General features: G+C 67.5%; 16 protein-coding genes and 1 tRNA gene. 8 read left to right on the top strand and 9 right to left on the bottom strand.

The features are described from left to right. The first annotated feature begins 81 nt into the window (after positions 1 to 81). From G6O54_RS00715 to G6O54_RS00705, 3 genes are all read left to right on the top strand, one after another. Positions 82 to 154, top strand: a tRNA-Val gene (locus G6O54_RS00715). A 91-nt stretch (positions 155 to 245) separates the two neighbouring features. Beyond that, a complete protein-coding gene (locus tag G6O54_RS00710; protein WP_165219205.1) occupies positions 246 to 836 on the top strand; it encodes a nucleotidyl transferase AbiEii/AbiGii toxin family protein in 591 nt (196 codons plus the stop codon). A gap of 593 nt (positions 837 to 1,429) precedes the next feature. Then, positions 1,430 to 3,730, top strand: coding sequence for an RNA polymerase sigma factor (locus G6O54_RS00705; protein ID WP_165219203.1), 2,301 nt, complete (start codon positions 1,430 to 1,432; stop codon positions 3,728 to 3,730). Between the two features lie 34 nt (positions 3,731 to 3,764). Here the strand turns inward: G6O54_RS00705 and G6O54_RS00700 are convergent, their stop codons facing one another. From G6O54_RS00700 to G6O54_RS00690, 3 genes are all read right to left on the bottom strand, one after another. Next, the gene (locus G6O54_RS00700) at positions 3,765 to 6,734 is read right to left on the bottom strand and encodes a YfhO family protein (protein ID WP_165219201.1); all 2,970 of its coding nucleotides are present in this window, start codon (positions 6,732 to 6,734) and stop codon (positions 3,765 to 3,767) included. Between the two features lie 187 nt (positions 6,735 to 6,921). Further along, positions 6,922 to 8,199: a cytochrome-c peroxidase gene (locus G6O54_RS00695; RefSeq protein ID WP_250846642.1), complete on the bottom strand. Its 1,278-nt coding sequence runs from the start codon at positions 8,197 to 8,199 to the stop codon at positions 6,922 to 6,924. 181 nt (positions 8,200 to 8,380) lie between these two features. Next, positions 8,381 to 8,752 carry a ferredoxin family protein gene (locus G6O54_RS00690; RefSeq protein WP_165219197.1) on the bottom strand — a complete coding sequence of 124 codons (372 nt, stop codon included), beginning with the start codon at positions 8,750 to 8,752 and terminating at the stop codon, positions 8,381 to 8,383. Between the two features lie 315 nt (positions 8,753 to 9,067). Between G6O54_RS00690 and G6O54_RS00685 the strand changes: the two genes are divergently transcribed. Continuing rightward, positions 9,068 to 11,350 carry a cellulase family glycosylhydrolase gene (locus G6O54_RS00685; protein ID WP_165219195.1) on the top strand — a complete coding sequence of 761 codons (2,283 nt, stop codon included), beginning with the start codon at positions 9,068 to 9,070 and terminating at the stop codon, positions 11,348 to 11,350. Here G6O54_RS00685 and G6O54_RS00680 read toward each other — a convergent pair. Then, positions 11,324 to 11,878, bottom strand: a complete 555-nt coding sequence (locus G6O54_RS00680; protein WP_165219193.1) for a gamma carbonic anhydrase family protein — start codon at positions 11,876 to 11,878, stop codon at positions 11,324 to 11,326. The two genes, G6O54_RS00685 and G6O54_RS00680, sit on opposite strands and share 27 nt — an antisense overlap. A gap of 389 nt (positions 11,879 to 12,267) precedes the next feature. On the opposite strand from G6O54_RS00680, the gene G6O54_RS00675 reads away from it, so the two are divergent. Further along, positions 12,268 to 12,498: a hypothetical protein gene (locus G6O54_RS00675; RefSeq protein WP_165219191.1), complete on the top strand. Its 231-nt coding sequence runs from the start codon at positions 12,268 to 12,270 to the stop codon at positions 12,496 to 12,498. A 161-nt stretch (positions 12,499 to 12,659) separates the two neighbouring features. Here the strand turns inward: G6O54_RS00675 and G6O54_RS00670 are convergent, their stop codons facing one another. Both G6O54_RS00670 and G6O54_RS00665 read right to left on the bottom strand, forming a co-directional pair. After that, a complete protein-coding gene (locus G6O54_RS00670) occupies positions 12,660 to 13,142 on the bottom strand; it encodes a hypothetical protein (RefSeq protein WP_165219189.1) in 483 nt (160 codons plus the stop codon). A gap of 127 nt (positions 13,143 to 13,269) precedes the next feature. Then, on the bottom strand, positions 13,270 to 14,424 hold the full coding sequence (locus tag G6O54_RS00665) for an HAF repeat-containing protein (protein ID WP_205678634.1): 1,155 nt from the start codon (positions 14,422 to 14,424) through the stop codon (positions 13,270 to 13,272). A 168-nt stretch (positions 14,425 to 14,592) separates the two neighbouring features. Between G6O54_RS00665 and G6O54_RS00660 the strand changes: the two genes are divergently transcribed. Further along, a complete protein-coding gene (locus G6O54_RS00660; protein ID WP_165219187.1) occupies positions 14,593 to 15,012 on the top strand; it encodes a cytochrome c in 420 nt (139 codons plus the stop codon). Positions 15,013 to 15,067: 55 nt separating this feature from the next. On the opposite strand, the gene G6O54_RS38680 is transcribed toward G6O54_RS00660, so the two are convergent. Then, a complete protein-coding gene (locus tag G6O54_RS38680) occupies positions 15,068 to 15,841 on the bottom strand; it encodes a DUF1559 family PulG-like putative transporter (RefSeq protein ID WP_205678633.1) in 774 nt (257 codons plus the stop codon). A gap of 193 nt (positions 15,842 to 16,034) precedes the next feature. Here G6O54_RS38680 and G6O54_RS00650 point away from each other — a divergent pair, with 193 nt between their 5' ends. Together G6O54_RS00650 and G6O54_RS00645 are read left to right on the top strand one after the other, a co-directional pair. Further along, positions 16,035 to 17,204: a pyridoxal phosphate-dependent aminotransferase gene (locus G6O54_RS00650; protein WP_165219183.1), complete on the top strand. Its 1,170-nt coding sequence runs from the start codon at positions 16,035 to 16,037 to the stop codon at positions 17,202 to 17,204. A gap of 113 nt (positions 17,205 to 17,317) precedes the next feature. After that, entirely contained in the window at positions 17,318 to 18,886 is a 1,569-nt protein-coding gene (locus tag G6O54_RS00645; protein WP_165219181.1) for a hypothetical protein, read from the top strand. Here the strand turns inward: G6O54_RS00645 and G6O54_RS00640 are convergent. After that, positions 18,841 to 20,430, bottom strand: coding sequence for a hypothetical protein (locus tag G6O54_RS00640; RefSeq protein ID WP_165219179.1), 1,590 nt, complete (start codon positions 20,428 to 20,430; stop codon positions 18,841 to 18,843). The genes G6O54_RS00645 and G6O54_RS00640 overlap by 46 nt on opposite strands. A gap of 31 nt (positions 20,431 to 20,461) precedes the next feature. Next, positions 20,462 to 22,138: an ArnT family glycosyltransferase gene (locus G6O54_RS00635; protein ID WP_250846641.1), complete on the bottom strand. Its 1,677-nt coding sequence runs from the start codon at positions 22,136 to 22,138 to the stop codon at positions 20,462 to 20,464. Between the last annotated feature and the right edge of the window lie 77 nt (positions 22,139 to 22,215).

Below are 22,215 nucleotides of genomic sequence, written 5' to 3'. Positions count from 1 at the left end.
AACGAGGGGCGCCCTTGCCCCGGGGGCTCGTAGGCGTTAGATTCTCTTGAGCGACGGAACGTCGTTGCGACCTCATCGGCCGGGCGGCTAACTCAGCGGTTAGAGTGCCATCCTCACACGGTGGAAGTCACTGGTTCGAATCCAGTGCCGCCCATTCCGGCTCTTCATTAGGCAAGCAGGTGACTCAGCCTACCGTTGAGTCGTAAACTCCTGCATGCCATATCAATAGCGGCAGAGATCGATCGATGACTCTGGTGCCGCTTGGCTTACCATCCTGGGAGCGTAGCCGTCGGGCCGTGGACAAGGTCAAGAATCGACTGCTGCGCGCAACTGCGGCTCTGGAGAAGGCTGGGGTTCCCTACATGGTGGTTGGCGGTAACGCCGTCGCCGTCTGGGTTGGGCGAGTGGACGAGGGAGCCGTACGATACACTCAGGATGTCGATCTTTTGATCTCCCGGTGCGACCTTGAAGTCATTCGGGCCGCGCTTGAAGCCGAGGGCTTTGTTTACCGGCACGTGGCCAGTCTGGATATCTTCCTCGACGGCCCCGACGCCAGGCCAAGAGACGCTGTCCGTCTTGTCTTCGCCGGAGAACGAGTCCGTCCCGACCACGTCATGCCGGCGCCTGAGATCGCCGAGTCGGAACCGAGCGAGGCGTTCCGCGTCGTCCGGCTGGACGCCCTTGTGCGCATGAAGCTCACGTCCTTCCGCGACAAGGACCGAACCCATCTCCGCGACATGATCGACGTGGGACTCGTCGATGCGTCCTGGCTGCCCCGGTTGCCCGAGGTGCTGCGGCCTCGGTTGCAAGTCCTGCTCGATACGCCGGACGGCTGATCGGCGAGGATCTGCTCCGATAACGCCTGGGACGCGAGGGACTCAAATTGGGTTCGCTCGTCGATCAAGGAATGCTGATCGGATGTCGTAAGTCCAATCGTGGTTAGGCGTTAAGCGTGGTTGCTGGTTTGGCTTTGCTCGTGCCAGACCAGGCTTGATGGTCCCGGACTTCGAGGAGCGAGGAGCGGCGAACCGACCCAGGCCCCGCGAGCGTTCGCTCTACGGAATTCCGCGAGGACATCGCTGGGCCCGGTCTCTCCAGCACGCATGTCATCCGGGGACCTCCGCCAGGACGGTACGTCACGAAGATCGATCAGCGCGCACTCCCTCCATGGCGTGTCGCCTCTCTATAAAGAGAGTGCGCCATGTCTCGCTGTTCGCGACCTATTCAAGGCGCGTTTTCCCGCGTGAATCCCGACCGGAATCCGCCGAAACCGGACAACCGTCAATGTCGATCGCTTCAGCCTAAGCTTGAATCCCATCGTGCTTGCGTGTTGTGTCCGATTCCTCGCCCAGAAATCCGGAACAATCCGGCCTCCTCCTCGGACTATTCTGGTGGAGACCAGTAGCGACCCTGTCAGGACGGGAGTGGCATGCCGATGGGCATCGATTGCAGGGGAGACTCCGGGATCACGACCCAGGTCCGGCTCCTGTTCGGGGTAGGACCATTGAGCGGGCTCTCCGATGAGGAACTCCTGGACCGCTTCCTGGCTCGAACGGGCGAGGGTTCCGAGCTCGCGTTCGCGGCTCTCCTCGAACGTCACGCGTCGATGGTCCTGGCGGTCTGTCGCCGGGTGCTCGAGGATGCTTGCGACGTCGAGGACGCCTTCCAGGCCACCTTCGTGATTCTCGTGCGCCGGGCTCGGACGATTCGCAATCACGGATCGCTGGCGAGCTGGCTTCACGGGGTGGCCTACCGCCTCTCCTGCTCGGCCCGCTCGGCTGCCGTCCGACGGCGCAGGCATGAACAACGTCATGCCGAGCTTGCCGGGCGGAGCGACTCGCCGACACGAGTCGAGACTTTAGACCTGAAAGCGATCGTGGACGCGGAATTGCTCCGCCTCCCGGAACGCTATCGACGGGTCGTTGTCCTCTGCGACCTCGAGGACCTGAGCTACGAACAGGCGGCCAGGACGCTCAGCCTCCCCGTGGGGACGGTCAAGAGCCGTCTGGCGCGGGGACGAGAGTCGCTCCGGGCGCGACTTGGCCGTCGCGGTGTGAGCCCGCTTTCAGCCGTGATCGGAACGGCCGAAGCTCCGGCGAAGCTCTTGCGGAGTACGGCCCAGGCCGCCGAGCAGGTCGCAGCCCGGACAGCCCTCGCGGGAGGACTGTCGGCCCGTGTCCTTAGTCTTGCGGAAGGAGGGATCCGAACCATGGTTCTGAACAAGGCAAAGTCGGCGTTGGTCGTTCTGGCGGTGAGTGGCAGCATGATTTCCCTGACCGGATGGCTTGCTGGCGGCGTCCTGCGGGTTCGGGCGAGCGAGCAGGAGCCTCGCGCCGAATCGGCCTCGACCGCGAAGATCGAGGTGGCGTCGAAACCCGCATCGCGGAAGGACCCTTTGCAGCCCGTCGCCTCGCCCCCGGGGCTCCCGGGTCCGCCCATCCCCGCGCCCTGGGAGACGGCCGTGCGGATCCAGATCCTGGACGAGCATTCGGTCGGCTTCGCCTCGGGGACGATCATCCGCAGCACACGCGACGAGTCTCTGATCCTGACCGCCTCGAGTCCGTTCAAGCTGGACGGTCCTAGCCAGGTGCCTCCGCGGGACTTTCCAAAGAAGGTCCAGGTCGACCTCTTTGATGGGAAGCTCTCGTACGAGCCGCCCCACGTTCGTTTTCAGATGAGGACGGGAGGTGAGGTCGTCGACTACGATTTCGACCACCTCATCGCACTGGTCCGGATCCGACCCGGCAGGCAGCTACCGAGCTCTCCCATCGTGCCTCGAAGGTGGGAGCCGAAGCTTCGAATGCTGATGCTGAACGTCGGATGCTCGGACGGAAACGATCCCACCCCTTGGCAGACCGTGATCACTCAGTTGGCCGTTCAACTCTCGAGCTTTCCTGCCTACGAGGGGATCGCGTGCCGCAGTGCCCCGAAGCAGGGGAGGACGGGCGGCGGCCTGTTCACCACGGATGGATATCTCGCGGGAATCTGTAGCTTCTCGGAGCCGAAGGGGGATCGGGGGATTTACGTCGCTCCGAAGGCGATCCATCGCCTCCTCGATCGGAACGGGCTGAGCGAACTCTACTCAGACCGAACGAAAGCGGTTGATTTCTCAGCCGGGCTCCCCGACGGGTCCCTCAATCACGCCGAGACTCAATCCGCGGCTCCCGATATGACCATTCCCCGGCCCGACGCCGAGCCTGCCATCTCCGAACCGCCCCCGATGCCCGGCACGCCTCCCTCGGTGCTCGGCGAGCCTTCGCCCGAGGCCGAAACCACTGGCCACGGTCGGATCGGTGGCTTCATCTTCGCCGCATCGCCGTCGGGCAACCGTCTCGTGGCGTATGACCCGATCAGTCGGCGGTCCACCGCGATTGAGCTGAAGGCTTCGAAGGATCATCCGCTCCGGGTGAGCTTCGCGGGCCAGTCCGGGTCGCGCTCCTCGATCATCGCCCCGACCATCACGGGCTCGAAAATCCGGCGCATCGCGGCCTTCGACCTCACATCGTCGACGTGGTACGCGCACGATCTCGTCGAGCCCGTGGACGGGAACGCGACACCGGTCGTGACCGGCGAGGGTTCGATCGCCTACGACCTCGGGCCTCACCTCTACACATTCAACAAGAAGAACCTGACCTGGGATCATTTCGACGCCTCGGCCATTCCGGAGAGCGCGGGGGACGCCGGGACGGGCGAGGCGAAACAGGTCTCCCCCGTCGGGAAACGTGATTGATCACGCGCTGGCCAGGGAGAATTCCCCGGGACTCTCACTTTCGGCGAAGGAAGGCGGCGAACGTCAGCAGCACGAAGAGCGCCAGGCTCGCCATGGTGATGAATCCGCCCACCCGGAAGCTTCGCGGCTCGTAGCGGTAGACGAGCGTGTGCGTGCCCGCCTCGACGGCGGCCCCGCGCATCAGGGTGTTGACCTTGTAGATGGGCGCGGGCTTGTCGTCGATGGTGAGCGTCCAGCCGGGATAATAGACGTCGGCCAGGACGATCAAACCCGGGTCGTCGAGCCTCGCCTCGATGACGACCCGATCGGGACGCGGGTAGCTCACCTTGACCGTCTCGGTACCCCTCTGGGGAGGGCCGTTCAGGAAAGGGCGCAGACTCGGTACGTCGTCGGAAGGGACCCAGGCGACTCGATGCGGATCCAGGACGGGGAGGGTCGGATCGTTCCAGATCGCGTCGCCGGCGTGGAGCATTTCCTGCATCGGGGCGCCACGCTCGATCCGCGAGAGACGCTCCAGGGCCGGCAATGGCCGAAACTCGCGGACGACCCAGGCGCGGGGGAACGCCTGGTGGTTCCGTCGGATCTGGAAATCCTGATTCTCGGCCCAGGCCCGGCGCTCCGGCTCCTTCTCCTTCGAGCGGAGGAATTCCGGCGACGGCTCGATGGGCTCGGTCGCTTCCAGCATCGACGCGTAGCCCCGGTCCTCCGTCTTCCAGCCGTTGGACTGGAACGGCAGAAGGAAGTATCGGCAATTCCAGAGGTCGAACGACCGCCTGGGGAAGACGACGATCTGTGTCCCCTCCGGCACGCCCAGGTCCGAGGCGACCTTGCCCCGGGCGGACCGTTCGAAACCGGCGTAGAACCACTCCAGGTCGTAGAGCTCGGCCACGCCCTTGGTGTAGGCGTACTCGATGCCGTGATTGATCCCGTACTTGGGCTGGATCGTCGCCCGCTCCCAGGCGACGAGCTCGGTCTCGCGTTCGGTCGAGTTCTTGAGATACCAGCCGACCGGGCTCCAGGTGGGCATCCGGTGGATCCGGAAGGGGCCCGGAGAAGGGTCCGCCTCCTCGGCCTCGCGGATGATCCGGACCGTCTTCGGCTCCCCCTCGAAATTCGATTGCGCGATGACCGTGACCAGCGGCGAGTTGGCCACCGCGAGGTCCAACGCCGCCGTCAGGAGGACCGCCGCTCCCAGGACGTCACTCCGGCGTCCTTGCCTGGCGAAGTGGGCCACCACGGCCAGCGCGGCGGCGACCACGCTCCCGTGAATCAGCGCCGAGATCACTCCCCGGATCGAGACGCGGGGATCGAGCGGCCCGAAGAGCGAGGTGACCGACCGCGTCGAGAGTCTCGTGACGAGCCCCTCGCGGTTGGCCAGCACCAGGCCCAGGAGGACCAACGAGAGGCCGGCGAGGGCCGCCGCGACGACCAGCAGCTGGCGACGGCGGTCGCGGACCAGCTCGTCCCAGCCCATCCCCGCCAGCGCGGCCAGGCCGAAGGTCGTGAACGTGATCAACTTCGCCGGGTAGCGGAATTGCTTGAAGCCCGGAAAGACGTTCGTCATCAGCCAGTAGAGGCCGCCGTCGCCGTCCCTCAGGTAGCGATCCCTGCGGATCGGGGTCATGCCGTCGTCGTCCTGCGGGCCGACGTCCCCCACGTCGATCCCGGTCGTCGCATGCAGGGCGCGGGCCGCCCAGATCGGACTCGAGTACTCCCCGATACCGCCGACCAGGCTGGCGAGCACGATCGCCGACAGCCAGGCCTTGCGCGCGGGGCTGCGGCGAAGTCCGAACGCGGCCAGGCCCAGCAGCAGCCCGATCAGGCCGAGATAGTTCGAGGGCACCCAGATCTTCTGTCTGGCGCCTGGGAATCGGAACGCGTCGACCCAGAGCGCATTCGACCGGGCGACCGAGCCCAGGATGCCCGGCCAGACCGCCTCGACGACCCGGAACGGAGCGACGCTGAAGGGGTAGATGTCATGCGGCCCGTCCGCCTCGGCCCTAGTCGTCTGGCGGGTGAACTCCAGCACCGGCAGCAACTGCGCCGCGGCCAGGCCGGCCGCCAGGATCGCCGCCCCGGCCATCCCCAGAAAGGCTCCGCCGAGCCAGCCGCGGCATCCGCCCCGAAGCCATCGGACCGCGACGACCAGCCCGGCCAGGCCCCAGGCCGCGAGCATCACCGCGGGGACATGGGGCATCCACCAGAGCGCGGGGGGCGGATTCCCTCGCTCCCGGAGTTTCGGCAGGATCCCCGCCAGGATCACGGTGCCGACGGCCCAGGAGACGACTGCCAGCAGGCCGATGAGGATCGGCCACCAGTTTCGGCGACGCGACTCGGCCGCGGACCCCGCGTCGGCGGCGGCGGCCTTCGACTTCGACCAGGCCAGCCCCACGGCATAGCCGCCGCCGCAGAGGCCCAGGAGGTAGGCCGCCTGCGGATCCCCTCCGAGCGTCTGCATGGCCAGGACGAGGGCCAGGCCGAGGAGCGCCCAGCGGCTCCCCGTGGCGAGCCATCGCTCGACCGCCAGGAACCCGAGCGGCAACCACGCGGCGCCGACGAGGTAGATGATGTTGCAGTACTGGTAGAGGATCGGTGCCCCGAACGCGTAGGTGAGCGCCCCCAGGGCGGAGCCGATCCCGCTGACACCCCAGGCGCGGAGCGTGACGAGCATCCCCGCGAAGGCGAGGGCGACATGCGCCGCGATGTAGACGCGCGCGGCCCAGGCGTAGGGGAGGGCGGCATAGATGAGCTTTCCGGGGTAGAGCACCGCGGCGGTGGGGTTGCCCAGGAGCGGCATCCCGGCGTTCTCTTCGGGCTCCCAGAGGGGCCACCGCCCCGCGTTCCACTCGTGCTGCACGCGCTCGTAGAGCGGATAGTAGTAGTGGGCCGCGTCGCGGAAGGCGAACTGTCGGTCCCCACGCAGGCCCTTGCCGATGCAAGCGAGGAAGACGATAGCAAACGAGATGGCCACCCAGAGGAGCGTGCGCCAGGCCGAATGTCTCATGACCCCTCGGGGCGAGGACGGGTGCGGTCGAGCCTCGGGGCAGACTCCGCCCCGCCCGGCCCGACGCCGACCCGGCCATCTTACCGCGCGGAGCCAACGGTGCGCAGGGGACGGGCCCGAGCGGCAAGGCGTGCCGCCGGGCCCGTGTCGAAAACGAGGCGAGGTTGAGCGCCTGGCCCGGGCCTCGCTATTCCGCGGCCGTCGTCAGGGCCACGCCCGGATCGACCGCGGAGCCGTCGGCGTTGGGCGGCAGGGTCGGCAGGAGCTCGGCCAGGGACTTGTGCTCGCCGGTGAGGGCCTTCATGAAGGCGACCAGGTCCGCCTTCTCCTGGGCCGTCAGCTTGAGAGGCTTCATGTCGGGGTCGAGCGACGGGTTGGCGTTGCCCCCCTTGTCGTAATGCTCGACCACCTCCTCAAGAGTCTTGAGGCTGCCGTCGTGCATGTACGGCGCGGACAACTCGACATTGCGGCAGGTCGGCGTCTTGAACGAGCCGAGGTCCGTATCGCACTTCTGACCGATGGGGACCGGGGCCCAACGGCCGATGTCCGCATGCTTCTTCTTGGACTCGTCCCAGCCGACGCCAAGGTTGTGGAACTGCTCGTCGGTGAAGTTCGAGCCGACGTGGCAGATGGTGCACTTGGCCTTCTGGAGCTCCACGTCCGTCTTGAACTCGTCGTCCGTGCTGAGCCGCAGGCCGAAGAGGACCATGCCCCGCTTCTCGCTCTCCGAGAGGGCGGCGTTGTCCCCCGCGTTGTACTTGTCGTACTTCGAGTTGCCCGAGAGCGCCGCGACCCGTTCGAAGGTGGCGATGGCCTTGGCCATGCCGTCGAGGGTGACGTTGGTGCCGAACACCTTCTCGAATTGCTGCTTGTAGCCGGGGACCTTGCGGATCCGCTCGACGATGGCCTGGTGCTTCTGATCGCCCATCTCGATGGGGTTGATCATCGGCCCCTGGGCCTGGCCTTCGAGCGACCCGGCGCGGCCGTCCCAGAACATGGTCTTGCCGTAGACGGTGTTGAACACGGTCGGGGCGTTGCGATTCCCCTTCTGCCCCTTGATGCCGGTCGACGTCTTGTGGCCGTCGGACCAGCCCAGGTCCGGGTTGTGGCAGCTCGCGCAGCTCTCCTTGCCGTCGAGCGAGATCCGCGGATCGAAGTAGAGCTGGCGGCCCAGCTCATACTTGCCCTTGGTGAGGGGGTTGCCGGCCGGGACCACGACCTTCGGAGTCAGCGGCATCAGCCCGACGGGGGCCTTCACCTCGAGGGGCTCATCGTGGATGAGCTCCGGCTTCGGGGCATGCCAGAGGAATTCGGCCGGGCTGGTCGGATCCTCGTCCGGCGGCTTGTGCGGCTCTTCCTGGGCGAGACTCGGGGTCTCCACGATCCGCCCCGTCCAGGCGCAGAAGGCCCCGGCGACCAGCAGGCCGGGCGCGAGCATGCCGAGAAAACTGCGGAGTCGTACCATCCTTCTGGACCTCATTTCGATTGGTCGATAAGTGGGAAATCCGGGTACGGCAAAGTCGCGGCGATGCGACCCGCGCGGATGATCATCGAGGGGACACTTGGACGAGTCGCCGGCGGTGGGCGAACTCCTCATGGTCGAGCCCGACGGAGGGAGCCGCGCGGCGCCGGCCGCGCCCGTCTACTCACTTCTTCTTGGCGAGCAATCCTTCGGCGTTCCGCTGTGCGGCATCCACCAGCGTGTCCCATTCTTCGGCCACGTACTGGGGCGGTCCACCCTTGACCGCGACGTGGTAGGCCACGTCGATTGTGTCCACCATGTCGATCGCATCCCAGGGGCAGACCTGGGCGCAATGCTTGCACCCGATGCAACGGTCCAGGTCGATGTCGCAGAAGCCCTGGAGGCCGGGATACTCGCCGGGACTGACCTTGTAGATGCAATCCACCGGGCAGACTTCGACGCATGCCTCGCAGCCGGTGCAGCCGTCGGCGTGGATCACGGCCAGGATCTTGGGTATCACCTTGCGGGGCTTGCCGGCGAGCGACGGAGCTGCCATGGACACGAACTCCACAAGGGAAGGAACCTGGCACCTCGTCCGGGGACGATCCGGAGGACCCTTCTCCGCGCGCCCGTCCCGGGGCTTCTATCGACACGCGGGGCCATGCGCCTTCGCGCAGTCCCGGACCCATCGCGCTCGATTATGGATCTACCGCCGAACCGAGTCAAGCAGGCCCCTCGAGGTGAAGCCGGCTCCACGGGTGCTTCCGACTGACGGATCGATTACAACGGGAAGGAACGAATTCAACCGCGTCGCCGTGGGGATGGACTTCCTCGGCACACCTGGATCGAGGCTGGAACGATGGCGGGAACGATGTCGGGTCGCACGGCGAGGTATCTCTGGCTTGCGATGGCCCTCGGACTCGGCTCGCGGGGCGCCTTCGGGGCGGACCTCCCGCCGCCGGAGATCCCCGCGGGGCAGGGGGTCAACATCCACTTCACCCGCCCCGGCCCGGGCGAGATGAAGCGATTCGCGGAGGCCGGCTTCGGGCTCGTCCGCATGGACATGCCGTGGGCGGGAATCGAGCGCACCCGCGGGACGTATGACTTCTCCGACCACGATGAGCTGCTTGGCCACCTTTCGAAGGTCGGCGCGCGGCCCATCTACATTCTCGATTATGCGAATCCGCTCTACAACAACGGCCTGGCGCCGACCACCGACGCCGACCGTGCCGCGTTCGCCCGGTTCGCCGCGGCGGCCGCGAGCCACTTCCGCGGCAAACGAGTCCTCTTCGAGATCTGGAACGAGCCGAACCTGGACGGTTTCTGGAAACCGAAGGCCAACCAGCACGATTACGCGAAGCTCGCGGTCGTCACGGCGAAGGCCATGCGCGCGGCCGATCCCGAAGCCACGATCCTGGCCCCCGGTAGTTCCGGTTTCCCCTGGGAGTTCCTGGAAACCGCGTTCGCCGCCGGATTGATCGAGGACATCGACGCCGTCTCGATCCATCCCTATCGCGGCGGCCCCCCGGAGTCCGCCTCGGAAGACTACGGCCGACTGCGCGCGCTCATCGGACTCCACGCCAAATCCCCGTCGAAGCAGGACTTGCCGATTATCTCTTCCGAGTGGGGTTACTCGACGGTCAACGTGAGCGAGGCGACGCAGGCGATGTATCTCCCCCGGCAGTGGCTTGCCAACCTCGCCTCGGGGGTGAACACCTCCATCTTCTACGACTGGAAGGATGACGGCGACGACCCGAAGGAGCCGGAACATCGGTTCGGGACCGTGCGGCGAGACCTCGAGCCCAAGCCGTCGTTCCTGGCGGCGCAGGCCCTGATTCGGAGCCTCCGCGGATATACATTCCGGCATCGCCTCAAGGGCTCGACTCCGGACGAATGGAAGCTCCTCTTCGTCGCGGCCGACGGACCGAACGCGGCGCACGCTCCGCTGGTCGTCGCGACCTGGCATGCGTCCGGAAGCCGGCCGGGCGAGGCCGGCGGCACGGCGCCCGAGTATCGTAAGGTGGACGATGCGGCGCCCGAGGGCCGGGACCTGCGCAGGCTCGCCGCCATCCGATGGCGGCCGGGAGCGCTCGTCGCGGACCCCGGCGAGGCGCCTCTCCTTCATACCCGGATCACCAATCCCGAGGCCAGCCCGGCCAGGATCGAGTTCGCGAGCGAATCGACCGCCAAACCGGGCAGGGTTGCACGCTATCGGTTCGACGTCGCCCCATCGGAGTCCATCACCAAGAGCCTCCCCTTACAACCCCAGGCACTGGATGCCGCGAGCCGCGGCGCCGTCATGTTGAGCATCACCTGGAACGGAGAACCACTCCCGGCCCTCGCGCCGATTGAAATCTGGCGAACCGAGCCGGTCACCCTCTCCGCCGCCCCGCGGCGCGGCGCCCTCGAAGTGGTCGTGGCCAATCACCGCAACACGATCGTCGAGGGGGCGCTCGTGGTCCGGGGCGGGGCAGACCGGGCCGACGGCAAGGAGCGGCTGCGGGTCAGGCCGCTCAAGGGCCGGGTCGAGGTCCCGGTCCAGGTTCCCCTCAAGAAGGCCCAGTCGGGGATCGAGTTCGAGGAGCCCGGCAAGCGGCCTCTGGCCTACCTGGCTCCCCGTCGCTACGAGCTTTTCGTCGGCTTCCATGAAGCCCGTCCTCCCGATGTCGCCTTCAACGCGGACCTCCACGTGGACAACGCGGGGACGGGGCCGAAACCGCTGGCCGTGTCGAAGGCCACGGCGGAGGATCCGGCATCACACGCCATCGAGGTCCCCTACCAGTTCGACGCCGGCTGGCGCTATCTCACGATCGGCCCCGAGAAGCCGATGGAGATCCCCGCGGGTGCCCGGGCCGCGATCGTCTGGGTCCGCGGCAATACCTCGGGCGACGTCCTCAACTGCCGGTTCAGTGACAGGACCGGTCAGACGTTCCAGGTGCACCTCGGCAACCTGACGAAGCCCGGATGGTCGCCGATGACGATCCCGCTCGACGGGTCGGAGGGAACCAGTCACTGGGGTGGCGCCAACGATGGCGTGCCGCATCCGCCCCTCCGGTGGGAAGCGCTTCTCCTCATCGACTCCGTGCATCGCGACGAGAAGTCGCCGCCCCGGACGATGGCGTTCGCCTCACCCTTCCACGTCTTCGACCGCTGAGCCGCCGAGGAATTCCGGCAGCGGGCCGGACGTGGCCGGCACCGGCGGGAACTCGCCCGCCGCGTGTCGGCGTGCCAGCGCGACGTAATGTTGCCAGGTCCGTTCCATCCGCTGACGCATCCCGTCGCCGACGGGCTTGATGACCCGGGCCGGCGAACCCAGCACGAGCGAGCCCGGCGGAACCTCCATGCGCTCCGTCAGCAGGGCCCCGGCGCCGATGAGCGAGCCGGCCCCCACCTTCACCCGGTTGAGCAGGATGGCCCCCATCCCGATCAGGCAATCGTCCTCGACGACGCAGCCGTGGAGGATCACCCGATGCCCGACCGTGACCCGGCTCCCGATCAGGCAGGAGACCCCCGGATCCGCGTGGATCATCGTGAAATCCTGGACGTTCGTCCGATCGCCGATCCGGATCCGCTCGGTGTCGCCCCGGATGACCGACTGGAACCAGATGCTCGACCAGGCGCCGAGGTGGACGTCTCCCATGACGATCGCGCCGGGAGCAATGAAAGCCGAGGGCTCAATCACGGATGGCCTCCCTTTCCCCCTCGAAGATACCGCGACCATACTCCTTCACGCCAACCTCCGGCACGATGTTCGGGCTCCATTCCCGACCCATTCCACGTCCCCGGCGCCGGCCCGATCCACTTTCTCGAATCGCGATTTGGCGTCCCCACGCTTTGTGGCCTACCATCTTGAGTGTAGGGACGATTTGCTCCATGCGAGCAATTAAGCCAGGCCCGCCAGAGATGCAAACCCCGGGGCTCCCCGCCCGATCCTGGTAGCGATCACGCGTTCGCCGGTTCTGGCTGCCGGCTGCGCACCGCGCGATGAGACGACCGATGGACCGTAGCGTCGGCCACGGGGCCGCACTGCGCCCGTGCCGCCCCACGCGATCGACCACACTGGAGGTCCCCGTGAAGCGCCAACTCGCCTTCGAGAGCCTGGAAGGGAAGCTGCTGCAGAGCATCGCGATCGCCGCCGTGATGCCGGTCGCCACGGTACGTGTCCGTTTCGACAAACCGATCAATGACCCGACCGTGGATCCGCCGCCGAAGCCGGAGCCGGACCCCGGGCCGCTGCCGATCGACGAGCCGCCGATCCTCGTCCCGCCGTTGCCGCCGTCGGGCCCGGTCGGTCCCGGCTGACGTCGACGAGGTCGCTTTGAGAATGCCTCGGGTGCCACGGCTCCCCTGGTGCCGGCGTGGCGGAATCGCTGCGATGCAAGCCCCACTCGGGGACGCTTTGAGCGTGCGAGGGGTGGCCAGCCCTCGCCGGTGATTCCTGGTACGGTGCAAACCTCGCCGGCTCATCCGTCGATCCACCGATCCCAGAGCGGATCACCCAGGTCGAGGGTCCGGATTCGGCGGCGTCCCGCCATCGAGCAAACCCACCTCAGCCAGTGGGTTGACGGCAAACGCGCCGATTGTTTCTCGGGCTTGCCCACGGCGATGGGCTTCTCGACGACCTGGTTACCGGCCGGCGGGGACTCCTCGGTCGCCCAGACTCGTCGACGTCGCGGCTCCCCGGCGAGCGTCTTGGACAGCCTGGCCCGCCGCTCCGCCTCGACCCAGCTTCGGAGCTCCCGGAACTCGACGGCGAGCGGGTCATCGGGCCTGAGCCCACCGTCCGCCTCGCGGAGCCGGGCGAGCAGCCCGCGTGCGTAAGCAAGGGGGGGCTCGCCGGCGGTTGACGAGCACGGGGCCAGCGTCTCGAGCAGTCCGGACTCCAGAACGAACTTCAGCCACGTCCGCATCGGACCGCGGACCATCGGTCGGTGATCGGTGGGCATGACGAGACCTCGAGGGACGGGATGACGGATGGATAGGATCGATCGATCCTACACGATTCCGTCGCGAAGTGGTCCATCCGGATCTCGGGTTGCCTCGACGATTCGCGAAACGGAACGGACCGGCTCTTCAGCGTCCCTTCGGGGTGGGGGGATTGACGGGCCCTCCGGCCGGAGCCTGGGGGCGCTGCTGGGAGCCCGGCCGGGGCGGGGCATCGGACTTCTCGGGGGCCGGCTTCGCCTCGGCTCCCGGCTTCGGCTCCTCGTCCTCCTCGACGTCGAGGACGCCGGTCACCTGATCGCGGTCGTTGATGGCGGTGGCGTTGGAGAAGTCCGGGCCGGCCTCGTCGATGATCCGGGCCTTGCCCGCCTCCCAGGCACAGGCCCGGGGGTCGATCTTCGAGCCGTGGGGGCCGTCGAGCATGCCGACGATCAGGCCCCGGTTGTTCACGGCGTTGGCCTCGGAGCGCGTGTACCCCTCGAGCCCATCCAGGAGCCTGACGCCGCCGTCGCGGCTCCAGCAGACGGCGTGCACATTCCCGTCCGGGGTGAACCGGACGCCGACGATCAGGCCGCTGTCGTTGACTCCGCGGGGGATCAGGAGTGTGGAGGAGCCGAGGAGCTCTTGCTTCCACTCGTTCTCGGACTGCTGCGTCCAGAGGCAGAACTTGCCATCGTCGACGGCGGCCACCGACTTGCCGTCGTCGCTGAGGCTGACCAGGTTCGAGCCGAGCATGCCGCGTCCGGGCAGTCGCTTCGCCTTCCAGCCGCCGGGTTGGCGGTCCCAGTAGCAGGCGCGGACGCGGTTGTTGCCGATGGAGAAGCCCGCGATCCGCCTCCCGTCCCGGCTGATGTCGGTCGCGAACGAGGCCGTGTCCTCGGCGAGGGCGCCGAGCCCCCGAATCCCGCCGGCGGCGTCCCAGGCGAAGGCCTGGTTGCTCATGGGGGTGAACCGCTCCGGGGTGATCGGCTTGCTGACCCGGCCGACGACCGTGCCGTCATCGCTGAGGGCATAGGGAAAGACCGCGGTGTAACCCTGGAGCTTGGGGATCGTGGTGACCTTCCCGCCGGCGCAATGGAACGGAGACTGGTCGAGCACCCCCGGGAATTCCTTGCTCTCCACCCAGAGAAAGCCGGTCGTGTCCCCCTTGCCGTTGATGCCGGCGGCGATGAGTCCATCCGACCGCGCGAGGACGACCTGGAGCCGACGGGCGGGCTCATCGGCCCTGGCCGTTGCGCTGATGAGGGCGATCGCCAGGGCACCCAGGCATCGTGAAATTCGCATGCAAGCCTCCGACCGCTGTTCCGGGATCCGGGTCCGCCCCATCATCGCAGGGGGCGCGGCCGGAGAGAAGGAGGCGGTGCCGTTGCTTTCCTTGCGATGCTATGTTCCCATGTTGGCACCTGGCCACGTGGGCCGATCCATCCCCTTATCAGGAATGAGGAGTACTTGATGAAGCGCCTGATCTGCATCGCGACCGCGATGAGCCTCCTGCTGCTGGCGGGGGCCCTCATCCCGACCTCCGGCGCCGCGGACGGCCCGGAATCGGTCGGCAAGATCATGTCGAAGCTGCACAAGGGCAAGAAGGCACCGATGGCGGTGCTCAAGACACAGCTCAAGTCCGCGACGCCGGCCTGGCCGGAAGTCCAGAAGGAAGCCGGCACCTACGCCAAGCTCTCCGCCGACCTGGGCAAGAACGACGCCCCCAAGGGGGACGCCGCGAGCTGGAAGAAGCTCTGCAAGGAATACGCCGACTTCGCCAAGAAGCTCGAGGACTCGGCCAAGAAGGAAGACCTCGCCGGCAGCAAGGCCGCCTTCAGCAAGATCGGCGGCTCCTGCAAGGAGTGCCACGAGAAGCACCGCGAGGAGTGACGCAACCCCTGCCGGCCGGCCCAGATGGCTTGGTCCCGTGGGCCGGCCCGAATCCTCACGGGTAGAAGCGAGGATCCCGGTAGGGCTCTCCGCCGGGATACATGGCCCGGACCGCCTCGGATCGGTTGACACTCCGCGCGTGGCCGTCGAGGTAGAGGACATTCGAGGCACCGTGCCGGTCCCAGGGGATCCAGGTGTCGAGCACGTCCGTGCCGAGCCAGATGTCGTAGTCGTCCTGCCGCGGATCGCCGGCCTCGGGGCTGGCCGCGATCCCGGCGGCGTTCCTCTCGTTGAAGATCACGAAGTTCGAGGTGCCGATCTCCGACTGGATGCGCGGGAATGACCACCGGCCGTACCGCCGGGTCTTGTGGGTCAGCAGCGAGTTCATCAGGTAGCTGGTCCGATCGCCGACGCCGTCGATCCGCCCGTCGTCGCCCCTGAAGGGCTTCGGCTCCGAGATGTCCGACATGCAGCGGAAGATCTGGGCGTCGGCGACCTGGACCCCGCCCTGGGCGATCTCATCCCTCGCATACGAGGGATTCACATACGGCATGATCTTGTCCTCCCAGTAGATCTCGGCGAAGGACTCCGCCTTCGTCGTCTCCGAGAGGACGTCGCACAGGAACGGGTGGTGGAGGAAGAACTGGCCGTTCCAGTCGTCGAAGTACTGGAGCATCCCCAGGCCGATCTGATGCAGGTGCGACTGGCAGTCCATCCGCCGAGCGGCCTCCCGCGCCGCCTGAACCGCGGGCAAGAGGAGCCCGATCAGGACGGCGATGATCGCAATCACCACCAGCAGCTCGATCAGCGTGAACGCCCTGCGGACCACGTCGTCCTCCGTATCGATCGGACGGGTGAATCGTATGCCGTCTCTGAAAAATCGTAATACCGGCGTCGGAACCCGGTCAAGCGGGTCGCGACGACCGGAAAGCCCGGAAAACCGCATTGCAGGTTGCCGGTGCGGGCGCCGATGATTGGACGATCGAGTTCGAGCGACGGCCCACGGTCGAGGCGAGCAGACGATGAAGTTTCCCCGGATCAGCGAGCGGGCGTCGCGGTTCACCGAGAGCGTGATCCGCGGGATGTCCATCGAGGCTTCGAAGTACGATGCGGTGAACCTGGCGCAGGGCATGCCGGATTTCCCGGCCCCGAGGGCGATCAAGGACGCCGCTTGCCGGGCGATCCAGGAGGACGTGAATCAGTACGCGATCACCTGGGGGGCCCGGGAGCTCCGCCATGCCATCGCGGAGCACTCGGCCTGGCACCTCGGCCTGGACGTCGATCCCGAGGCCGAGATCACGGTCACCTGCGGCAGCACGGAGGCGATGCTCGTCGCGCTCCTGGCGGTGATCAACCCCGGGGACGAGGTCATCCTCTCGCAGCCCTTCTACGAGAACTACTGGCCCGATTGCGTCCTCGCCGGGGCGACACCCCGGTTCGTCCCGGTCCGGCCCCCCGGCTGGAAGTTCGACCCCGACGAGCTGGCCGCCGCATTCAATGACCACACCAAGGCCATCGTCCTCTGCAACCCGAACAACCCCACCGGCGCGGTCTTCACGCGCGAGGAGCTCGAGGCGATCGCGGCGCTCTGCCGCAAGTGGGACGTCCTGGCGATCACCGACGAGATCTATGAGCACATCCTCTACGAGGGCCGGACGCACACCGCCATCGCCACGCTCGACGGCATGCGGGACCGCAGCATCACGATCAGCGGGATGTCCAAGACCTATGCGGTCACCGGCTGGAGGATCGGGACGATCACGGCCAGCCCGGAGCTGACGCGGTCATTCCGCCAGGTCCACGATTTCGTCTCGATCGGCGCCGCGGCCCCGTTGCAGCAGGCCGGCGCGGTGGCCTACCGGATGCCGCGCTCGTATTACGTGGAGCTCGCGGCCGACTACCAGGCCCGCCGCGACCGGCTCTCGAAGGCCCTCTGGGAGGTCGGATTCGCGTTCGCCCCGCCCGAGGGGGCGTATTACATCATGGCCCGGATCGACGCCTTCGGCGTCGAGGACGACGTGGCCTTCGCTCACCACCTGGTCCGCGACATCGGCGTGGCCACCGTGCCCGGCTCGAGCTTCTCGCGTGACCCGTCGCTCGGCCGCGGCTACGTCCGCTTCTGCTTCTGCAAGCGGGACGAGACGCTGGACCTGGCGGCCGAGCGGTTGAGGTCCTTGCAGGTCGTCATCTGACCGCCCCGGGGCGGCTCGAGGCGTGAACGTCCATGGCGGGAGCGGGTCCCATTCCGGCCGAGGAGACGAGGTCCCGCGAGGTATCTCAGGGGCCGGCCGTCCGAAGTTACGCGATGTCTCTCGCGCTGGCCTCGGCGGCGATCGCCGGGCTGGCGGCCTGGGCGGTGGGCATCGCGTCCCTCCCCTACGACCACGACGAGGTCACGAAGGCCCACTCGGTCTGGCTCGCCGGCCAGGGGCTGGTCCCCTATGTCGATTTCCTGGACTCGCATCCGCCGTATTTCCCGCTCCTCGTCCCCCTGGCAGGCCGTCCCGATGGCGATCCGGTCGCCTCGCTCTGGAACCTGAGGCGGTTCAGCCTGGTGGGGAACCTCCTCTTCCTCGGCGGGCTTGCGGCGTTCGGCCTGATTTCCCAACCGCCCGGATCGAGGGCCGCGGAGGGCTCGAGCGAGCCGGCGACGCGGCTCGGAAGCCGTGTGGGCGAGCCTGCCTCTCTCTGGGGGATGCTCGGTTTCCTGGCCATCGCCTTGCATCCGACGATCCTCACCTTCCTGGTCGAGTTCCGCGTCGACGGGTGGGCCTATGCGTTGGCCACGTGGAGCCTCGTCCGACTCCGCCGCGACGCGGACAGGGCATCTCGCTTCTGCGAGATCGGATTCGTCGGCACGTTCGCGGCCCTGTTGCTCTGCCCGAAGCTGGCGATCCTCACCGCGCTGATCGTCGGGGGAGAGATCCTGGCTCCGGGGCGGGCGGTGCGGGAGCGGCTGGCTCGCTCGGCTGCCTTTTTCGGGGGGGGGCTGGCGGGGTGCGGGCTCTTCGCCGCGTATCTCGGATGGGAGCGAATCCCGTTCGCTCGATTCTCCGACATGGTGTTCGCCTTCAACGCCATTCACAATGCGAACGCCGGCTATGCCGAAAGGCTGCGTCATAGCATCGCCCACGATACACTGCCGCTTGGAGTCGTCGTCGCGGGCGTCTCGGCCTGGCTCTGGCTCGCGGCCTTCGCCCGCCGAGGAAAGCGGGCCGGCATGGTCCATCTGGCGATCCTGACCTGGCTGGTCTTCCAGGCGTGCGTGGTCTCCTACCCGTTCAAGCAATACTATGCCCCGTGGTTCCTCGTCGCGACGGCGTTCGCGTTCCCGCTCGGCTCCGTCATCGCCTCGATCCCCCGGCGGTGGGGGACCCCGATCTTCCTGGCGTGCTGTGCGGCCCTGGTCGTCCAATCGCTGCTCCTGGCGCGATCGTGGGCGGTCGCCGACGAGGCCAGGTCCCAGCGCGAGCTGATTTCCTGGATGGCCAGGGTCACGCTCCCGGCCGACCGGGTGGCCGCCGCACCTCCTCTCCATCCGATCGTTCGGCGCGATGCCTTCATGCTCTGGTTCAGCACATACGACCCGTCCGGCTTCGACGCGGAGCAGGTCCTGAGGCGGATCCCAACCCTGAGGCGTTTCGCGGAGCCGGCGTGGTATCGCGAGGAGCTGGAGCGCGATCCCCCCGCACTCGTGGTCGTGTCCGGGGATGTCCGGGTCGCTCCCCGCGCGGCGGGACAGCAGGCGGCGATCACCGAGTTCTTCCGCCGGCATCCCTACCATGCCGTCCGCGCGGGGGGGGCCTGGTTCGCGCTCCGGCCCGATCGCTACGAGCGGGCTCGGGCGGAGGGCTTGCTCCCGCCCGGCGGCTGATCCCTCGGTCCCGGGAAGCAGAGCCCGCCACCGTCGTCGGGGAGCGTCGGTATCGGCGTGCCGAGGAGGCGATCGAGGCCCGGCATGCCCTTGCGGACGAAGACGACGCATGTCCGATCGCGGTAGAGGGGGACCCAATCGTCCTCGCGGGCCAGGCGCGGAACGGTCGGCGAGCCGACCGGCGTGAGGATCAAGTCGGTCCTCGGCCCGGTTCGGAGGAGCTCGTCCCAGGCTTCGGTCCCGCGCTCGAATTCACGGGCCCGACGATACTCGTCCTCGGCATAGAGGGTCTCTCGGCGTCCGTCCATCGAGACCCTGACGCGGGGTCCCAGGTGCCAGAGAACGTATTCGCCCCAGTCGAAGGGGACGGCCATGTTCCCCTCCGCCTGACCCCGTCGAAGGTACTCCACCGCGCGGGCGGGGAAGTTGAAGAAGTAGGGATCCAGCCGGATGCAGTTCAGGCGGCCGGGGACCAACGTGGCGAGCACCAGCGAGGCCGCGAGGCAGAGTGCCGTGATCCAGGATCGACGTTCACGACGCACTCCGATCAGGGCCCGCGCCCGCTCCCAGGCGTCGGCCATCGATTCTCCACCGATGACGACGAGCGCCAGGGCGAAGAGAGGATAGTGGCGGCTGGCGGCGAGTGGCAGCACGGACGAGGCGACAAGGACGACGAGCGACTCCGGTTGCGGCCGGCGGCGGCTGGTGGCCACGCTCGCGAGGCCCGCGACCATGAGGCCCAGGACGATCCCCCCCGGAAGGCTGACCGGGGCAAGGGGGGCCCACTCCGAGATCTCCAGGCGGGGCACGGTGGCCGTCCTGAGGAGGAACGCGATCAACCCCCATCCCCAGGGATTGATCATGAGGGAGACGCCGCAGGCGACCGCGAGGCCGCCGAGCACGGCCAGGTCGCGACGATTCTGGTCGACCCCGCCCCGCCGCGTCAGGCGGATCATCCGCGCGACGATCCAGATGGCGGCGACCGCCGAACCCGCGAGGACGCCGCCGTGGAGGTTCACCCAGAGGGCGAGCAACGGGGGCAACAACCAGAGTCGCCGTGGGGCGGGCCGGTCCCTCGCCCCGTGCAGGATCAGGAGCAGGATCAGATAGCCGAGGTAGGTGAAGAGCTGGGGCCGGATCGTCCCCATCCCCATCCGGAAGGGGATGCTGGCGAGGATGAGCAGGGCGGCGGCGAGAAGGGCACCCATCCCTCCTCGGCGGAGATGGACGAGGCAGGCGCCCAGGATTCCGAGGGCGACGGCCAGCTTGCCGCCGATCAGGCCGGCCGAGCCGAGGTGGTCGTAGTCCCAGGCGAAGGCCACCTCGGCGAGCCATTCGTGGTTGATCCAGGGCTGCCCGTCCGCGCGGTAAGAATAAGTATCCGCCCGGACGATCGAGCCGGTCCGGAGCAGGTCCTGGCCAAACCGGACGTGGCCCCAGAGGTCCGGGTCGGCCACGGTGTCCGCGAACCAGAAGGCACAGAACGCGGCGAGGAGCAGCGCTGCTCCCGCCTCATCACGGAGTCGCCACCCCGGTCGGATCATCGTCCGCCTCGCTCCACCCCGACGGTCCCGATCAGCGCGACCGCGCCGGCTGGGCCTGCCAGGAACGGACCTCATCGTACGGGAAGACCCAGATCAGGGGCACGCCGAACCGGGAATACACCCTGGCCGGGACGGCATGGGCGACCAGGTGCCGATCCAGGTCGCTGAGGTCGCCGGGCCGGTTCTGGACCACGTACCAGGTCCAGTCCCCCGGGTCGGTCGGCAGGATCCCCGGCCTTAGCCGGCCTGTTTGCCTAAGATAGAGCCAGGATGTCGGATAGCGCGCGAAGCGCACTTTCTGACCCGGCAAGGAATGTTCATTCAACCAGTCGAGGATTTCGGGCTGGAGCGCATCCCAGTAGAACGTCGGCTCCATGCCCATCCGGACGGCGCCCGGGAGTCCGCCGAACATCGGGTTGAAATACGATAGGGGGACCGGTATCATCACCGCGACGGTCACGCCTCCCTCGACGACCGCAGCGACGATGAGCGAGCTGCCAATCCCTCTCCGGCGGCTCACCACCCATCCCGCCCCCAGACCGACCAGCAAGGCCAGCATTCCGAATGCGGGCAGGAACTGGCGTACGGCATCATGTCCTGGGGTATGCGGCAGGGATCTCAGCGCCATGAGGAAGGCCCAGTGAATGACCGAGAGCGACACGAAGGCGTCCCGCTCTTTCTTCGAGATCGTCCGGAGTATCCCCGCGGCCGCCAGGAGCTGGAAGCCGACGGGGGTGACCAGCAGTGTCCAGACGATTGTGTTGTACCAGGGGAGCGAGCCTCCCGGCGTGTTGTAGATTTGACCCAGGAAGAGCGTCTTCTTGGGGATCGTCTGGGCCCGAGTGAGATTCGATTGGAAGAACCGATCGATCCCGAGGATTGGATCGTGCCACCACGGCGGTATCAGCAAGATCAGGAGCGGGATGGCCAGCGCGGTACCGGCGATCAGGGCCACGGCTCCCTTGCGACTGCGGGTACACAAAATCCAGGCAAGGAATGGGATCGGCAGGAACCAGCCCGTCAGCTTGGTCCCGGCGGCCAGGGCCAGGGTGCCGGCAAAGGCCAGGACCCAGGGGATGCGGGGGCGTTCGCCCTCGCCCTCGACGGCCTTGGCGAAGGCCAGGCAAGACCCGGTCCAGAAGCAGGTCAGCAGGCCGTCGTAGGTCGCGTAGTGAGCCAGTGCGAACAGATGGGGTTGGAAGATCCACGCGGCCGCCGCGGCCCCGGCGGACCACGCTCCATACCTCTTACGCATGAAGACAAAAATAGCCCCGCAGGTAAGGCTGAAGACCAGGATCGGCCCCAGCCTCGCTCGGGGGAGCGGATCTCGCCAGGGGGTCAGGACGTCGCCGATCATCCCGACCAGGGCGTAGACGGGAGGGTGCCCGTCCGGCTCTTCTCGAGCGAACGGCCAGAACCAATCGACGGCGGGCGGGCGGATCAGGTCTCGCCGACTGTCCAGCTCGTCGCCGCTGGGCACGGCCAGCCGGTTCGGCGGGACGAGCTCCTCGACGGGAGGTTTCCAGCGGCCCGCGAAGGCCACCGGATCGGCCATGGCTCGGCACCACTGCCGGATCCTGTCCTCCCGGCCAAGACTGTAGCCTTCGTCCCAGGCGATCACGAGCCAGGGCTCGCTGATCAACATCACTCCGAGGCAGGCCGCGGCGACCAGCAGGCCCGGCCCATTGACGTAGCCTGCGAACCACACTCTCGATCGCCATGGGATATCGGGAGGTTTCATTTTTCTGATCTTAGTTTGTTCGTTCATCGTTCCGTCGCGTATAC

This window comes from Aquisphaera insulae (genome assembly GCF_011064615.1).
In the GTDB taxonomy this organism is placed as follows: domain Bacteria; phylum Planctomycetota; class Planctomycetia; order Isosphaerales; family Isosphaeraceae; genus Aquisphaera; species Aquisphaera insulae.
This window is presented reverse-complemented; position numbering and strand designations above follow the sequence as displayed.

Coding starts and splice junctions, on each gene's coding strand:
- G6O54_RS00695 (WP_250846642.1), bottom strand. CDS start 8,199: ATGGTACGACTCCGCAGTTTTCTCGGCATGCTCGCGCCCGGCCTGCTG.
- G6O54_RS00705 (WP_165219203.1), top strand. CDS start 1,430: ATGCCGATGGGCATCGATTGCAGGGGAGACTCCGGGATCACGACCCAG.
- G6O54_RS00645 (WP_165219181.1), top strand. CDS start 17,318: ATGTCTCTCGCGCTGGCCTCGGCGGCGATCGCCGGGCTGGCGGCCTGG.
- G6O54_RS00665 (WP_205678634.1), bottom strand. CDS start 14,424: ATGCGAATTTCACGATGCCTGGGTGCCCTGGCGATCGCCCTCATCAGC.
- G6O54_RS00690 (WP_165219197.1), bottom strand. CDS start 8,752: ATGGCAGCTCCGTCGCTCGCCGGCAAGCCCCGCAAGGTGATACCCAAG.
- G6O54_RS00685 (WP_165219195.1), top strand. CDS start 9,068: ATGTCGGGTCGCACGGCGAGGTATCTCTGGCTTGCGATGGCCCTCGGA.
- G6O54_RS00660 (WP_165219187.1), top strand. CDS start 14,593: ATGAAGCGCCTGATCTGCATCGCGACCGCGATGAGCCTCCTGCTGCTG.
- G6O54_RS00670 (WP_165219189.1), bottom strand. CDS start 13,142: ATGCCCACCGATCACCGACCGATGGTCCGCGGTCCGATGCGGACGTGG.
- G6O54_RS00650 (WP_165219183.1), top strand. CDS start 16,035: ATGAAGTTTCCCCGGATCAGCGAGCGGGCGTCGCGGTTCACCGAGAGC.
- G6O54_RS00710 (WP_165219205.1), top strand. CDS start 246: ATGACTCTGGTGCCGCTTGGCTTACCATCCTGGGAGCGTAGCCGTCGG.
- G6O54_RS00640 (WP_165219179.1), bottom strand. CDS start 20,430: ATGATCCGACCGGGGTGGCGACTCCGTGATGAGGCGGGAGCAGCGCTG.
- G6O54_RS00700 (WP_165219201.1), bottom strand. CDS start 6,734: ATGAGACATTCGGCCTGGCGCACGCTCCTCTGGGTGGCCATCTCGTTT.